Origin of the sequence: Kibdelosporangium phytohabitans (genome assembly GCF_001302585.1) — a bacterium.
GTDB lineage: Bacteria > Actinomycetota > Actinomycetes > Mycobacteriales > Pseudonocardiaceae > Kibdelosporangium > Kibdelosporangium phytohabitans.
Genome location: NZ_CP012752.1, coordinates 11,193,133 through 11,208,191 on the forward strand (window position 1 = coordinate 11,193,133; position 15,059 = coordinate 11,208,191).

The window sequence follows — 15,059 nt, forward strand, 5'->3', positions numbered from 1 at the left end:
CCCTCCAGCGTAAACGCACGGAGTGCGACAACGCTGGTCAGGTAGACAGACCGTGGCGCATGGCACTCCGCCAGGCAATGGCGGGGAGGCGAAGCTCACCGGAAGAGGGATTCTTGCTGTTGCTGCTGTCCGTCCCGACATGCCAAAACGGGCCCGGCCAGGTTTCCACCCGGCCGGACCCGCATGGGGTGATCGGCGCCTAGAAGGCGAACGTCCCCGTTCCCGCCCAGTCCAGCGCGAAGGCGGGCACGAGACCCAGGATCAGCGTCACCAGGACACCGAGGGTGATCGCCGCGGTCGTGAACGTGCCGGGCACGGTCACCGTCGGGCCGTCCGGTGCCGGTTCGCTGAAGTACATCAGCACGATCACACGCAGGTAGAAGAACGCCGCGACGGCCGAGGCCACCAGAGCGATCACCACCAGCGGCGTCATCCCGTCCTGGATGCCGGCTGAGAACACCACGAACTTGCCGATGAAACCACTCGTCATCGGGATACCCGCCATCGCGAGCAGCAGGAACGTGAACACCGCGGCCAGCACTGGCGACCGCTTGGCCAGACCCGCCCACTGCGACAGGTGCGTCGCCTCGCCGGACGCGTCACGCACCAGGCTCACGGCGCCGAACGCCGCCAGCGTGGTGAAGCCGTAGGTCAGCAGGTAGAACAGCGTGCCCGACAGGCCTTCCGGACGCAGCGCCAGCGCACCGACGAGCAAGAAGCCCGCGTGTGCGATGGACGAGTACGCCAGCATGCGCTTCACGTCGGTCTGCGTCAGGCCGAGCACCGCGCCGATCACCATGGAGGCGACCGCCACGACCCACAGCACGCTGCGCCATTCCCAGCTGGTCGACTCGAAACCGACCGTCAGCACACGCAGGATGCCGCCGAACGCGGCGACCTTGGTGCACGCCGCCATGAACGCCGTGATCGGCGTCGGCGAACCCTGGTACACGTCCGGTGTCCACGCGTGGAACGGGCCGACCGACGCCTTGAACATCAGGCCGACCACCAGCAGACCGAAGCCCGCGAACAACAACGTGTCGGACGCCGCCGAACCCGCCGCCGCGTTGGCGATGTCGGCCAGCTTCACCGAACCCGCGTAGCCGTACAGCAGCGCGAGGCCGTAGAGGAAGAACGCCGAGGCGAACGCGCCGAGCAGGAAGTACTTGACCGCCGACTCCTGCGAGATCAGCCTGCGCCGCCGCGCCAGGCCGCACATCAGGTACAGCGGGAGGCTCAGCACTTCCAGCGCGATGAACATCGTCAGCAGGTCGTTGGCCGCGCAGAAGACCATCATCCCGGACAGCGCGAACAGCGTCAGCGGGAAGACCTCGGTCTGCATGCCGCCGGACGCCGCCTGCACGCGGTCCTGGATCGTGCCCGGCCGGATACCGGCCTGCGCCACGAACGCGCCGCCGCGCTCGACCGTGCGGTCCGCGATCAGCAGCAGCGCGCCGAGACCCAGGGCCAGCAGCGTGCCCCACAGGAACAGGGCGGGCCGGTCGACCGCGATGGTCTTGTACAGCGTGGTCAGGCCACGCTGCGGCGGGTTGTCCGTGACGTAGAGGATGAACGCCACGCCCGCGCCGAGGATCGCCAGCAGCGACAGCGTGACCTGCGCCGCCCACCGGTTCGCCTTGGACACGAACGCTTCGATCAGCACGCCGGCACAGGCCGCGCCGAGCAGGATCAGAATCGGCAGGATCGCCGAGTACTCGATCTGCGGCGCTTCGATCGGTGCCTGAGGTGGTGGTTGTAGAGCCAGCACGTCACTTGCCTCCCACTGGGTCGGCCAGGCCGACCGACTGCAGTGTTGCGTCCACCGTCGGCTGGAGCACGTCCAACACCGGCGCGGGGTAGAAGCCCAGGAAGATGATCAGGACGACCAGCGGCGCCAGTACGACCTTCTCGCGCACGCCCAGGTCCGCGATCGAGGCCTTGGCCGGGTCACCCGCCGTGCCCGGTCCGCCTGCCAGGCCCACCAACGCGTTGCCGCGCACAGGGCCCTGGAAGACCCGTTGATAGGCCCACAGCACGTAGGCCGCCGCGAGGATCATGCCGACCGCGCCGATGATCGCGTAGACCGGCGCGTTCGGGTACGACCCGACCAGCACCAGGAACTCGCTGACGAACGAGTTCAGGCCGGGCAGCGACAGCGCCGCCAGACCCGCGAACAGGAACAGGCCCGCCAGCACCGGCGTCAGCTTCGCCAGACCGCCGTAGTCGCGGATCGAGCGCGAGTCGCCGCGGGCGATCACCATGCCCACGACCAGGAACAGCATTCCGGTCGCCAGACCGTGGTTGACCATGTACAGCGCCGAACCGGCGATCGACTGCGTCGAGAAGGCGAAGATGCCGAGGCCGATGAACCCGAAGTGGGCGATGGAGATGTACGCCATCAACCGCTTCATGTCGTTCTGGCCCGCCGCGAGCAGTGCGCCGTAGACGATGCCGAGCACCGAGAGGATCAGCACGAGCGGCGCGAGTTCCTTGCTGGCAGCCGGGAACAGCGGCAGGCAGTAACGCAGGAAGCCGAACGTGCCGATCTTGTCGAGCACACCGACCAGCAGGACACCCGTGCCGATCGGGGCCTCCGCGGTCGCGTCCGGCAGCCAGGTGTGCAGCGGCACCAGCGGCGCCTTGATCGCGAAGGCCACGAAGAAGCCGAGGAACAACCAGATCTGGGTGCTCAGCGGCGCCTGGTCCATCACGGTCGACAGCGTCTGCCAGTCCAGCGTGCCGACGCCGTTGTTGTAGTCCTTGCTGACCACGTACAGGCCGATCACCGACGCGAGCATGATCAACCCGCCGAGCAGCGAGTACAGGAAGAACTTCATCGCCGCGTACTGCCTGCGCGGCCCGCCGAAGCGGCCGACCAGGAAGTACATCGGGACCAGCACTGCCTCGAAGAACACGTAGAACAGGAACACGTCGGTCGCGGCGAACACGCCGACCATGCCCGTCTGCATCACCAGCAGCAGCGAGTAGAACCCCGCCGCGCCACGGCCTTCGGGCAGTTTGTCGGCCCACGAGCCGCCGATCACGATCGGCGTGAGGATGCCGATCAGCGCGATCATCGTCAGCGCGATGCCGTCGATGCCCAGCGAGAAGTGGATGCCGAAGTTCGGGATCCAGTCCACCGACAGCGCCAGCTGGATCCGGGACCCGTTGGGCACATACGTGATCCACGCCGGGACGACCAGGACCAGCTCGACCAGGGAGACCGTCAGCGCGGTCAGCTTGGCCATCCGGTCGTCTTTGAGGAACGCCACCACGATGCCGCCGAGCAGTGGCAGGAGCAGCAACGCGAGAACCAGGCCCGCGCCACCGCTGGATGTGCCCGCGATCATCGCGGCGGGCTGCGTGTTCATCAGGAGAACCTCACCATCAGCAGCGCGGCGACCACGAGGATCCCGCTTGCCAGCATGCTCAGCGCGTACGAACGCACGAACCCGGTCTGCAGCCGGCGGAGTCTGCCGGAGCTACCGCCGAACGACGCCGCGATCCCGTTCACCAGGCCGTCGACGCCCTTGTTGTCCACGTACACCAGTGCACGGGCCAGCCAGGTGCCCGGCCTGGAGACCAGGGCCTCGTTGAGGTGGTTGCCGTAGAGGTCCGCACGGGCGGCCTTGACGATCGGCGACACCCTCGCGGGCTTGACCACCGGGACGTCCTTGCGGCCGACGAACAGCCACGCGAGCAGCACACCCAGCACCGACAGGCCGATCACCAGGATCTGGATCAGCCCGTGCGAGATGACGCCGTGCTCGACCTTCTGCAGCGGCTGCAGCGACGGGGCCAGCCAGTTGACGAACCGCTCGCCCTGGGTGAAGAAGAAACCGGCACCGACCGAGCCGATCGCCAGGACGATCATCGGGATGGTCATCACCGGCTTGGACTCGTGCGGGTGGAAGTCCGAGCCGTCCTCGGCCTTCAGGTCCTCCCAGCGCTTCTTGCCGAAGAACGTCATCAGCACCAGTCGCGTCATGTAGAACGCGGTCAGCCCGGCACCCAGCAGCGCCGCGCCGCCGAACACCCAGGCACGCCAGCCTTCCTGGCCGAACGCGGCCGCGATGATCGCGTCCTTGGTGAAGAAGCCGGAGAACGGCGGGATGCCGATCAGCGCGAGGTAGCCGAGCAGGAACGTCCCGAACGTGATCGGCATGATCCGCCACAGGCCGCCGTACTTGCGCATGTCCACTTCGTCCTTCATGGCATGCATCACCGAACCGGCCCCGAGGAACAGCCCGGCCTTGAAGAAGCCGTGTGCGACGAGGTGCATGATGCCCAGCGCGTAACCGAACGGGCCGAGGCCCACCGCCAGGATCATGTAGCCGATCTGCGAAACGGTCGAGTACGCCAGGACTTTCTTGATGTCGTCGTACGCGCAACCGATGACACACCCGATCAGCAACGTGATCGCGCCGATGATGATCACGACCAGGCGGCCGTCGGCGGTCAGGTTGTAGAGCGGGTTCGAGCGGGCGATCAGGTAGACGCCCGCGGTCACCATCGTCGCGGCGTGGATCAGGGCCGAGACCGGGGTCGGGCCCTCCATCGCGTCCGGCAACCAAGCCTGCAGCGGGAACTGGCCCGACTTGCCGCAAGCGCCGAGCAGCAGCAGGATCGTGATCGCGGTGACCGTGCCGGGCGACAGCTCGCCGACGCGGGCGAAGACCTCGGCGTACTGCGTGGTGCCCAGGTTCTTGAACAGCAGGAAGATCGCGACGGCCAGACCGACGTCGCCGACGCGGTTCATCAGGAACGCCTTCTTGGCCGCGGTCGCGGCCGACGGGCGGTTCTGGTACCAGCCGATCAGCAGGTATGAGGCGAGACCCACACCCTCCCAGCCGAGGTACAGCGTCACGAAGCTGTTGCCGAGCACCAGGATCAGCATCGCCGCGACGAACAGGTTCAGGTAGCCGAAGAACCGGCGCCTGCCGTCGTCGTCGGCCATGTAGCCGACCGAGTAGATGTGGATCAGCGAACCGACCCCGGTGATCAGCAGGACGAACGTGATCGACAGCGGGTCGAGGCGCAGTCCGAAGTCGACCTTCAGCGCGTTGACGTTGATCCAGGAGAACAGGTTCGCTTCCTGGACCTGGCTGCTGCCCGAGCCGAAGAACAGCGCGATGCCGATGGCGAACGACGCGACGACCGTGGTGATGCCGAGCAGGTGGCCCCACGCGTTGGTGCGACGGCCGCCTACCAGCAGAACGAGTGCGCCGAAGGCGGGCAGCGCGATCAGAAGCCACGCCGAACTCGCCAATCCGCTCGCCGGGATCACCTGCTCCGCGGCGGCAAGGCTGAGATTCTGGGACACCTGCTACCCCTCTAGTACTTCAGCAAGTTCGCGTCGTCCACCGAGGCGGTGCGACGGGTGCGGAAGATGGACATGATGATCGCCAGGCCGACCACGACCTCGGCGGCGGCGACGACCATCACGAAGAACGCCATCACCTGGCCGTCCAGCGAACCGTTGATCCTGGCGAAGGTCACCAGGGTCAGGTTCACCGCGTTGAGCATCAGCTCGACGCACATGAACACCACGATCGCGTTGCGCCGGACCAGCACGCCCACCGCGCCGATGGTGAACAGCAGCGCCGAGAGCAACAGGTAGTACGTGGGGGTCACTTGTCACCCTCCTCAGTGGACCCTGCCTTGAGCGCGTGCGCGTCCGGCCCGGGTTCGGTGCCCGCGACGGACTTCACGTCGGTGTCCAGCTCACGCGAGGCGGTGGCCTCGATGATCGCGGACACCGACTCCGGCGCGATCGAGCCGTCCGGCAGCAGGGCCGGGACGGCGACCGAGTTGGCGGTGGCGTACACACCCGGGCCGGGCAGCGGGCTCGGCCGGTCGTGCTCGCCGCGGAAGCGCGCGTCCGCGGTCTCGCGCTGGGTCCTGCGCTTCGACTTGTCGGTGTAGCCGAGCACCATCGCGCCGAGCGCGGCGGTGATCAGCAGCGCCGAGGTGAGCTCGAACGGGAACAGGTAGTCGGTGAAGATCGACTTGCCGATGCTCGCGACGTTGCCGCCGCCCGCGTTCTGCTCGTTCAGGCCGACCGGGCGGACCGAGGTCAGCGCCTCCGCGACACCGGAGACCAGCAGACCGGCCAGGCCGATGCCCAGCACGGCCGCCCAGATCCGCTGCCCGCGCAGCACTTCGACCACCGAGTCGGAGGAATCCCTGCCGACCAGCATCAGCACGAACAGGAACAGCATCATGATCGCGCCGGTGTAGACGATGATCTGCACGAAGCCGAGGAACGGCGCCTGCTGGATCATGTACATCACGCCGAGCGAGAGCATGGTCATCACCAGGAACATCGCCGAGTGCACGGCGTTGCGGGCGAAGATCATGCCGAGCGCGCCACCGAGGGCGAGCGGGGCGAGCACCCAGAACGAGATCGCCTCGCCGGTGGAGACCTTGGCGACCTCGGCGCCTGCCTGGGCCAGCAGCATCGCGGAGCTCACTTGGCTTCCTCCTGCGCCCGCTTGGCCAGCTCCGGGCCCTTCACGTAGTAGTCCTGCTCGGTTTCGCCGAGGCGCATCGGGTGCGGCGGCATCTCCATGCCCGGCAGCAGCGGGGCGAGCAGGTCTTCCTTGGTGAAGATCAGGACCTGGCGGTTGTCGTTGGCCAGCTCGTGCTCGTTGGTCATGGTGAGCGAGCGGGTCGGGCACGCCTCGATGCACAGGCCACAGCCGATGCACCGCAGGTAGTTGATCTGGTAGTCGGCCCCGTAGCGCTCACCCGGGGAATAACGTTCCTCGTCGGTGTTGTCGCCACCTTCGACGAAGATCGCGTCCGCCGGACAGGCCCACGCGCACAACTCGCACCCGACGCACTTCTCCAGGCCGTCCGGGTGCCGGTTGAGCTGGTGCTTGCCGTGGTACCGAGGTGCGGTGACCTTCTTGACCTCGGGGTACTTCTCGGTGGCCACCTTCTTGAACATCATCCCGAAGGTGACGCCGAAACCCTTCAGCGGATCAAGAAACCCCATCGTCGCCCTCCTTGGCCCCGGCCGCCACCGTCTGGCGGCGTCCGGCGCGTGAGCGGGCCTGCCTGGTCCGCCTCGGTTTGTTCGGAATCTGCAAGTCGATCGGCGGCACCGGGAAACCGCCGCCGGACATCGGCACGCGGCCCGACTTCGGGTCCCTGCGGTCCGGGGCCATGAACGCCAGCCCGATGAGCACCAGGATGCCGAACCCGGCCGAGATCAGCCTGCCGGTGCCCTGCATCTGCGGCCACGCGTTGATGATCGTGAGCACGACGATGAACAGCAGGCTCAGCGGGACGAGGAACTTCCAGCCCAGCTTCATGAACTGGTCGTAGCGGTAACGCGGGAGCGTGCCGCGGATCCAGATGAAGAAGAACAGGCCGAGCCCGATCTTGCCGATGAACCACAACATCGGCCACCAGCCGCTGTTGAAGTAGTTGTCGCCGATCAGCGAGATCGGCCACGGCGCCATGTACCCGCCGAGGAACAGCGTCGTGCCCATCGCGCAGACGACGATCATGTTGATGTACTCGGCGATGTAGAAGATCACGAACTTCATCGAGCTGTACTCGGTGTGGAAGCCCGCGACCAGCTCCGACTCCGCCTCCGGCAGGTCGAACGGCGCCCGGTTGGTCTCACCGACCATCGCGATGATGTAGATGAAGAACGCCGGGAACAGCGCCACACCGAACCACAGCCCGTGCTGCGAGTCGACGATGTCGCCGAGCGACAACGAGTGCGACTGCAGGATGACCGCGACGATCGCCAGGCCCATCGCGATCTCGTACGAGATCACCTGCGCGGCCGACCGCAGACCACCCAGCAGCGGGTAGGGCGTCCCGGACGACCAGCCCGCCAGGATCACGCCGTACACACCGACCGACGCGGCGGCCAGCACCACCAGCGCGCCGACCGGCAGGTCGACCAGCTGCAGCACGGTCCGCTCACCGAAGATCGAGACCTCCGGGCCGAACGGCATCACCGACAGGCCGATCAGCGTCGGCGCCAGCGCGATCACCGGCGCGAGCCGGTACGTCACCTTGTCGGCCGTGCGCGGGACGATCTCTTCCTTGAACGGCATCTTGATCGCGTCGGCGATCGGCTGCAGCAGACCGAAGGGGCCGACCCGGTTGGGACCCGGGCGGTTCTGCATCCGGCCGATCAGCCGCCGCTCGGCCCACACCGTGATCATCGCGGTGAGCAGGGCGAACAGGAAGATGAACAGAACCTTCAGCAGGATCAGCCAGATCGGGTCATCGGCCAGCAGCTGTGCCCTGGTCATGCCACATCTCCCCAGCTCAGGAGTCGTGAGTGGTGAGTCCGGTTAGAACCGGCCAAAACACTCACGAGGTTTTCGAGGGCGTTGGTCATGAAGTCCCTCCTGGGTGGACGTCCACGGCAGTGCCGTGCACGGCTCCGAGAGTGCGGCGAACCGTTGCGTCGCCGGAGTTTCCTGGCAGCCACACGACGCCGTCGGGCAGGTCCGCGTACTCGACCGGCACGGTGACCGCGCCTTTGTCCGTCGAGACCGTCACGGCCTCAGCCTTGTCCACGCCGAGGACAGCGGCCGTGTGCGCGGACAACCGGGCCACGACCTTGCGGGCCGTCCCGGCCAGGTGCGGCTCGCCCTCCTGCAGCGACCCGTTGTCCAGCAGCTGGCGCCACGTGGCCAGCAGTGCTTGGCCGTCGTTGTGGGGCAGGCCTTGCTGGCGGGACTCGACCTCGGGCGCCACGGCCTTGGCCGTGCCCGTCGCGCCCAGCCTGGCCAGGTCACCCGCTGCCGCGGTGGGCGTCTGGGTGAACAGGTCCGCGTCCATCTCGACCGCGAGCGTGTCCAGCACGCGGCAGTCCGGCAGGGCGCCGGTGCCGTCCAGCGTGGTGCCGAACTCGCGGCGGCGGCCTTCCCAGTTGAGGAAGGTGCCCGCCTTCTCGACCGACGGCGCGATCGGCAGGACCACGTCCGCGTACTCGCTGACCGCGCTGTGCCGCAGCTCCAGGCTGAGCACGAAGTCCGCTGCCGCCAACGCTTCGAGCGCCAGCTGCGGGTCCGGCAGGTCGTACGGGTCGACACCACCGATGACCAGTGCCTTCAGCTCGCCGCTCGCGGCGGCCTCGACGATCGCGCTGGTGTCGCGACCGGGAGCGCCGGGCAGCGAACCGGGCTCGAGGCCCCACGCCTGCTCGACCTCGGCGCGGGCCGCCGCGTCGGCGACGAGCCTGCCGCCGGGCAGCAACGTCGGCAGCGCACCGACTTCGACCGCACCGCGCTCTCCGGCACGACGCGGGATCCACGCGATCTTGGCGCCGGTCCTGGCCGACAGCCGCAGCAAAGCCGAGAACAGTCCGGGAACCTGCGCGGCGCGCTCGCCGACCAGGATCACCGAACCGGGCTTGGCCAGTCCGTCGACCACGTCCGCCGCGTGCTCGCTCAGCGCGTCCACCGCGTCCGCCTCGCCGCCGGGCGGCGTGGCGAGCAGCGTGCCGAAGGTCTTCTCGACCGACGGGGTCGTCCACTGTCCGATGTGGACGACCTTGGTGCTGCCCTTGCGGGCCGCCTTGCGCAGCCGCAGGAAGACGATCGGCGCTTCCTCCTCCGGCTCGAACGCCACGCACAGCACCGTCGGCGCCGCTTCGATGCCCTGGAAGGTCACCCCGGTCTCCGGGGTTGTGCCGACCACCGTCGAAGCCAGGAACTCCTGCTCCTCGACCGAGTGCGGCCGGGCGCGGAAGTCGATGTCGTTGGTACCCAGTGCGACACGGGCGAACTTCGAGTACGCGTACGCGTCCTCGACCGTCAACCGGCCGCCGGTCAGCACACCGGCCGCGCCGCGGGCCTTGGTCAGCGCCTCCGCGGCGACCTGCAGCGCCTCGGTCCACGAAGCGTCCCGCAGCTGACCGGTTTCCTTGTCCCGCACCTGCGGGCGCAGCACGCGGTCACCGGCGGACGCGTAACGGAAGGCGAAGCGGCCCTTGTCGCAGATCCACTCCTCGTTGACCTCGGGGTCGTTGGCCGCGAGCTTGCGCATCACCTTGCCGCGCCGCCAGTCCGTGCGCTCGGCACAGCCCGACGAGCAGTGCTCGCACACGCTCGGGGTGGACACCAGGTCGAACGGCCGCGACCGGAACCGGTACGCGGCGCTCGTGAGCGCACCGACCGGGCAGATCTGGATGGTGTTGCCGGAGAAGTAGCTCTGGAACGGCTTCTCCTCGGCGATCCCGATCTGCTGCTGCGCACCGCGCTCCAGCAACTCGATGAACGGATCGCCGGCGATCTGCGCGGAGAACCTGGTGCAGCGCTGGCAGAGCACGCAGCGCTCGCGGTCCAGCAGCACCTGCGTGGAGATCGGGATCGGCTTCGGGAACGTCCGCTTCTTGTCGACGAACCGGGAGTCCGTGCGGCCGTGCGCCAGCGCCTGGTTCTGCAGCGGGCACTCGCCGCCCTTGTCGCAGATCGGGCAGTCCAGCGGGTGGTTGATGAGCAGCAGCTCCATCACACCCTGCTGGGCCTTGTCCGCGACCGGCGACGTCACCTGCGTCTTGACGACCATGCCGTCGGCGACCGTGATCGTGCAGGAGGCCTGCGGCTTGGGCATCGGCCTGCCGCCCATCTCCACCTCGACCAGGCACTGGCGGCAGGCGCCTGCCGGGTCGAGCAGCGGGTGGTCGCAGAACCGGGGGATCGTGATCCCCATCCGCTCGGCGGTCCGGATCAGCAGCTCGCCCTTGGGAGCCACCACCTCGATACCGTCGATGACGAGCTTGACGTGTCCCTCCGGGACGACCAGCTCGTTCCTCTCGGGTGCAACGGTCATCAGTTCGCTCCCGCCAGTGCAGGCTTGCGGTTCTTCTCGCGGTTGCGCTGGCACAGCGCGAGGAACTCGTCCCTGAAGTACTTGATGCCGCTCTGGATCGGGCTCACCGCGCCGTCACCGAGCGCGCAGAACGACCGGCCCAGCACGTTGTCGCAGACGTCCAGCAACGTGTCGATGTCCTCTTCGGTGCCGTTGCCCGCGACCATCCGCTCGAGGATCTGCACCAGCCAGTACGTGCCCTCACGGCACGGCGTGCACTTGCCGCAGGACTCGTGCTTGTAGAACTGCGTCCACTTCATCACGGCCCACGGCACGGACACCGTCTCGTTGAAGACCTGGACCGCGGTCGTGCCGAGCATGGAACCGGCTGCCGCGGCGCCTTCGAAGTCCAGTGCCACGTCGAGGTGCTCCGCTGTGAACATCGGCGTGGACGAGCCACCCGGCGTCCAGAACTTGAGCGGGATGCCGTCCTTCATGCCACCGGCCATCTCCAGCAGCTGGCGCAGCGTGGTTCCCAGCGGCGCCTCGTACTGGCCCGGCTTCTCGACGTGGCCGGAGATCGAGTAGATCTTCGGGCCGGGCGACTTCTCGGTGCCCATCTTGCGGAACCAGTCGGAGCCGCCGTTGATGATGTAGGGAACCGACGCGATCGTCTCGACGTTGTTCACTGTGGTGGGAGCGGCGTAGAGCCCCGCCGCCGCCGGGAAGGGCGGCTTCAGGCGAGGCTGGCCGCGGCGGCCCTCCAGCGAGTCGAGCAGAGCCGTCTCCTCGCCGCAGATGTACGCGCCCGCGCCCGCGTGCACCGTGATCTCCAGGTCGAACCCGGAGCCGACGATGTTCGCGCCGAGGTACCCGGCGGCCTTGGCCTCCGCGACGGCCTGGTTGAGCCTGCGGATGCAGTGCAGGGCCTCACCGCGCACGTAGATGAAGCAGTGGTGGGAGCGCATCGCGTAGGACGCGATGATGCAGCCTTCGATCAGCGAGTGCGGGTCCGCCATCATCAGCGGGATGTCCTTGCACGTCCCCGGCTCGCCCTCGTCGGCGTTGATCACCAGGTAGTGCGGCTTGTCCTCGTTGGGCGGCATGAACGACCACTTCAGGCCGGACGGGAAGCCCGCGCCACCCCGGCCGCGCAGCCCGGAGTCCTTGACCACCTGGACGACCTGCTCCGGCGTGACGGCCAGGGCCTTGCGAACGGCGGTGTAGCCCTCCAGCTGCTCGTAGGTCTGGATGGACCAGGAGCGGGGAGACAGCCAGCGCTTGGTGAGAACCGGCGTCACCGGGTCGACTGTGGTCATTTCTTCTCCAGCTCGGGGAACGCCACGCTCTCGGGCATCGCGGGAGCGGTCCAGCCGCGGTCGGCGGCCAGCTGGGCTCCGGCGAGGGTCTCCGTCGCCTGCGACGGGCCGTCCACATCGGACTCACGCTCGAAGAAGCCGGCCAGCTGCAGCGAGACGTCCTTGAAGTCGGTCAGCGGGGCACCGCGGGTCGGCGCGGGCTTCTCGCCCCGCCGCAACGCGTCGACCAGCTCGACCGCCGACTCAGGCGTCTGGTTGTCGTAGAACTCGTAGTTGACCTGCAGCACCGGGCCCAGGTCACAGGCTGCGAGACACTCGGCGTGCTCGATCGTGATCGAGCCCCGCTCGCCCGGCGTGCCCGCCGTTTCCTCGTGCCCCAAGGGCTTGCCGGGCTCACCGAGGTGATCGCGCAGCTTGGCGTAGATGTCGTCACCGCCGAGCGCCGCGCAGAGGGTGTTCGTGCACACGCTGACCAAGTGCTCGCCGCAGGGCTTGCGCTTGTACATCGTGTAGAACGTCGCCACCGCGCTGACCTCGGCCTCGGCCAGCTTCAGTTCCCTTGCGCAGAACTGGATCCCGGCGTGGCTGACGTAGCCCTGCACCGACTGCACCAGGTGCAGCATCGGCAGCAGCGCCGAGCGGGACTGCGGGTAGCGGGCGATGATCGCCTGCGCCCGTCCGACGATCCCGTCGAAGACGCTCAGGTCCTCGACGACCTCGGTGACCAGCTTCTGCGTCTGCGCCTCGGGAAGCACGGACGCGACCGCCGCTTCCCGCGAGTCGTCGACTGTCGACTGGTGGGTGGGCCCGCTGCCGACGGTGGAACCGCCGTAGGTCTGCCCCGGCCCGGAAGTGCTCATCGGTCCACACCACCCATGACTGGATCGATCGAAGCGACCGCGGCGATCAGGTCCGCGATCAGCCCGCCCTCGGACATGGCGGGCATTGCCTGCAGGTTCACGAAGCTTGGTTCGCGGGCGTGCACGCGCAGCGGCCTCGTGCCACCGTCGGACACCAGGTGGTAGCCGAGCTCGCCGCGCGGCGACTCGATCGGCTGGTAGACCTGGCCTGCCGGGACGTGGAAGCCCTCGGTGACCAGCTTGAAGTGGTGGATCAGCGACTCCATCGACTGGCCCATGATCTTGCGGACGTGCTCGAGCGAGTTGCCCATGCCGTCCGGGCCGATGGTCAGCTGCGCGGGCCACGCGACCTTCTTGTCCTCGACCATGACCGGGCCCGGCTCGAGCAGCTTCATCGTCTGCTTGATGATCTTGAGCGACTGGTCCATCTCCTCCATCCGGATGAGATAGCGCGCCCAGCAGTCCGCGTCGGTCGAGGTCGGCACCTCGAAGTCGACCTCGTCGTAGGCCAGGTACGGCTCGACCTTGCGCAGGTCCCACGCCAGACCGGCGGACCGCAGCACCGGACCGGTGATGCCGAGCGCCAGGCAGCCGTCCAGCGGCAGGTAGCCGACGTCCTTCAAGCGGTTGCGCCACACAGGCTGTCCAGTGAACAGCTTGTGGTACATGGTGATGCGTTCTTCCATCGTCTTGACGAACTTGGTCAGGTAGTCCTTCCAGTCAGCCGGAAGGTCCTGAGCCACACCGCCAGGACGGATGAACGCGTGGTTCATGCGCAGGCCGGTGATGTACTCGAGCGTGTGCAGCAGCACCTCGCGCTCACGGAAACCGAGCGCGGCCGCGGTGGTGGAGCCGAGCTCCATGCCACCGGTGGCGAGGTAGACGAAGTGCGACGAGATGCGGTTGATCTCCAGCAGCAGCTGGCGGATCAACTGGGCGCGGCGCGGAGCCTCGATGCCCAGCAGCTTCTCCACACCCATGCAGTACGCGGCCTCGTGCGACAACGGCGCGAGGTAGTCGGTCCGGGTGATGAAGGTGACGCCCTGCGTCCACGTCCGGTATTCGCAGTTCTTCTCGATCCCGGTGTGCAGGTAGCCGATCACCGAACGGGCCTGGGTGACGGTCTCGCCCTCGATCTCGATCACCAGGCGGAGCACGCCGTGCGTGGACGGGTGCTGCGGGCCGAGGTTGATCACCATGCGCTCGTCGTGCGTGGCGTCCTCGAGCACCTGGTCCCAGTCACCACCGGTCAGCGTGTAGACCGGGCCCTCGGTCGTCTGCCGCTGTTCGGCGGCGTACGGGTCGCCCGTCGGTGTGGTGGGGTTGGCGTCAGTCGGGTTTGTGGTCACGAGTAAGACCTCCGCTGGTCGGGCGGGGGGATCTCCGCGCCCTTGTACTCAACCGGGATGCCGCCGAGCGGGTAGTCCTTGCGCTGCGGGTGGCCGTCCCAGTCGTCCGGCATGAGGATCCGGGTCAGCGCGGGGTGTCCGTCGTAGACGATCCCGAACATGTCCCAGGTCTCGCGCTCCTGCCAGTCGGCCGTCGGGTAGATCTCGACGACGCTCGGCACGTGCGGGTCCTCCACGTCGAGCGCGACCTCGACGCGGATCCGGCGCCGGTAGGTCATGGACTGCAGGTGGTACACGGAATGCAGCCGCTGCGGTACGTCGACGCCGTAGTCCACACCGGAGACCGACGCGCAGAACTCGAACTTCAGCGCGGGCTCGTCGCGCAGCGCCTGGCAGATCTTGAGCAGGTGCTCGCGGGCCACGTAGTACGTGATCTCACCGCGGTCCACCGTGACCTGCAGGACGGACTCGGCCGGGATGCCGCGGCGGGCGAACGCCGCCATGATCTCGTCGGTGACCTCGTCGAACCAGCCGCCGTACGGCCGCTCGGCCGGCGGCGGGCTGTACTGCGGCAGCCGCAAGCCGCCGAAGCCGGACGTGTCACCGGCGTCGGAGACACCGAACATGCCCTTGCGGGACTTGCCCGCGACCACACCGGGCTGCGGTGCGGCCTCGCGGGCCTCGAGCCCGTCGTCCACGGGCCGGTCGGCACTCGAGTGCTCGTCGCCTGGGGTAGTCACCGC

The 15,059-nt window shown here is 68.0% G+C and carries 12 protein-coding genes; all 12 read right to left on the reverse strand.

Translation table 11 applies throughout. The features are described 5' to 3' along the window. Positions 1 to 199: 199 nt before the first annotated feature. The 12 genes from nuoN to AOZ06_RS50265 all read right to left on the reverse strand — a co-directional run bounded on the left by nuoN (position 200) and on the right by AOZ06_RS50265 (position 15,056). Positions 200 to 1,768 carry an NADH-quinone oxidoreductase subunit NuoN gene (gene nuoN, locus AOZ06_RS50210; RefSeq protein ID WP_054295843.1) on the reverse strand — a complete coding sequence of 523 codons (1,569 nt, stop codon included), beginning with the start codon at positions 1,766 to 1,768 and terminating at the stop codon, positions 200 to 202. A 1-nt stretch (position 1,769) separates the two neighbouring features. Then, complete coding sequence (locus AOZ06_RS50215; RefSeq protein ID WP_225953126.1) at positions 1,770 to 3,371, reverse strand: NADH-quinone oxidoreductase subunit M; 1,602 nt, start codon at positions 3,369 to 3,371, stop codon at positions 1,770 to 1,772. Continuing rightward, positions 3,371 to 5,269, reverse strand: a complete 1,899-nt coding sequence (nuoL, locus tag AOZ06_RS50220) for an NADH-quinone oxidoreductase subunit L (protein ID WP_054297501.1) — start codon at positions 5,267 to 5,269, stop codon at positions 3,371 to 3,373. Before nuoL ends, AOZ06_RS50215 begins: the two co-directional genes overlap by 1 nt. 65 nt (positions 5,270 to 5,334) lie before the next feature. Then, entirely contained in the window at positions 5,335 to 5,634 is a 300-nt protein-coding gene (nuoK, locus tag AOZ06_RS50225; RefSeq protein ID WP_042182552.1) for an NADH-quinone oxidoreductase subunit NuoK, read from the reverse strand. Next, positions 5,631 to 6,461, reverse strand: coding sequence for an NADH-quinone oxidoreductase subunit J (locus tag AOZ06_RS50230; RefSeq protein WP_054297502.1), 831 nt, complete (start codon positions 6,459 to 6,461; stop codon positions 5,631 to 5,633). Before AOZ06_RS50230 ends, nuoK begins: the two co-directional genes overlap by 4 nt. An 8-nt stretch (positions 6,462 to 6,469) precedes the next feature. Next, positions 6,470 to 7,000 carry an NADH-quinone oxidoreductase subunit NuoI gene (nuoI, locus tag AOZ06_RS50235; RefSeq protein WP_054295844.1) on the reverse strand — a complete coding sequence of 177 codons (531 nt, stop codon included), beginning with the start codon at positions 6,998 to 7,000 and terminating at the stop codon, positions 6,470 to 6,472. Continuing rightward, entirely contained in the window at positions 6,987 to 8,279 is a 1,293-nt protein-coding gene (nuoH, locus tag AOZ06_RS50240; RefSeq protein ID WP_054295845.1) for an NADH-quinone oxidoreductase subunit NuoH, read from the reverse strand. Before nuoH ends, nuoI begins: the two co-directional genes overlap by 14 nt. Before the next feature lie 85 nt (positions 8,280 to 8,364). Further along, complete coding sequence (locus tag AOZ06_RS50245) at positions 8,365 to 10,809, reverse strand: NADH-quinone oxidoreductase subunit G (protein WP_054295846.1); 2,445 nt, start codon at positions 10,807 to 10,809, stop codon at positions 8,365 to 8,367. Beyond that, the gene (gene nuoF / locus AOZ06_RS50250; RefSeq protein ID WP_054295847.1) at positions 10,809 to 12,107 is read right to left on the reverse strand and encodes an NADH-quinone oxidoreductase subunit NuoF; all 1,299 of its coding nucleotides are present in this window, start codon (positions 12,105 to 12,107) and stop codon (positions 10,809 to 10,811) included. Before nuoF ends, AOZ06_RS50245 begins: the two co-directional genes overlap by 1 nt. Next, positions 12,104 to 12,967, reverse strand: coding sequence for an NADH-quinone oxidoreductase subunit NuoE (nuoE, locus tag AOZ06_RS50255; protein ID WP_225953125.1), 864 nt, complete (start codon positions 12,965 to 12,967; stop codon positions 12,104 to 12,106). The genes nuoF and nuoE overlap by 4 nt, the downstream gene beginning before the upstream one ends. Further along, positions 12,964 to 14,316, reverse strand: coding sequence for an NADH-quinone oxidoreductase subunit D (locus AOZ06_RS50260; RefSeq protein ID WP_054295848.1), 1,353 nt, complete (start codon positions 14,314 to 14,316; stop codon positions 12,964 to 12,966). Before AOZ06_RS50260 ends, nuoE begins: the two co-directional genes overlap by 4 nt. Continuing rightward, a complete protein-coding gene (locus tag AOZ06_RS50265; protein WP_054295849.1) occupies positions 14,313 to 15,056 on the reverse strand; it encodes an NADH-quinone oxidoreductase subunit C in 744 nt (247 codons plus the stop codon). The genes AOZ06_RS50260 and AOZ06_RS50265 overlap by 4 nt, the downstream gene beginning before the upstream one ends. Positions 15,057 to 15,059: the final 3 nt, after the last annotated feature.

What these genes read in the sequence shown, in the direction of transcription:
- nuoI (WP_054295844.1), bottom strand. Translation starts at nt 7,000, where the DNA reads ATGGGGTTTCTTGATCCGCTGAAGGGTTTCGGCGTCACCTTCGGGATG.
- AOZ06_RS50230 (WP_054297502.1), bottom strand. Translation starts at nt 6,461, where the DNA reads ATGCTGCTGGCCCAGGCAGGCGCCGAGGTCGCCAAGGTCTCCACCGGC.
- nuoE (WP_225953125.1), bottom strand. Translation starts at nt 12,967, where the DNA reads ATGAGCACTTCCGGGCCGGGGCAGACCTACGGCGGTTCCACCGTCGGC.
- AOZ06_RS50245 (WP_054295846.1), bottom strand. Translation starts at nt 10,809, where the DNA reads ATGACCGTTGCACCCGAGAGGAACGAGCTGGTCGTCCCGGAGGGACAC.
- AOZ06_RS50215 (WP_225953126.1), bottom strand. Translation starts at nt 3,371, where the DNA reads ATGAACACGCAGCCCGCCGCGATGATCGCGGGCACATCCAGCGGTGGC.
- nuoF (WP_054295847.1), bottom strand. Translation starts at nt 12,107, where the DNA reads ATGACCACAGTCGACCCGGTGACGCCGGTTCTCACCAAGCGCTGGCTG.
- nuoH (WP_054295845.1), bottom strand. Translation starts at nt 8,279, where the DNA reads ATGACCAGGGCACAGCTGCTGGCCGATGACCCGATCTGGCTGATCCTG.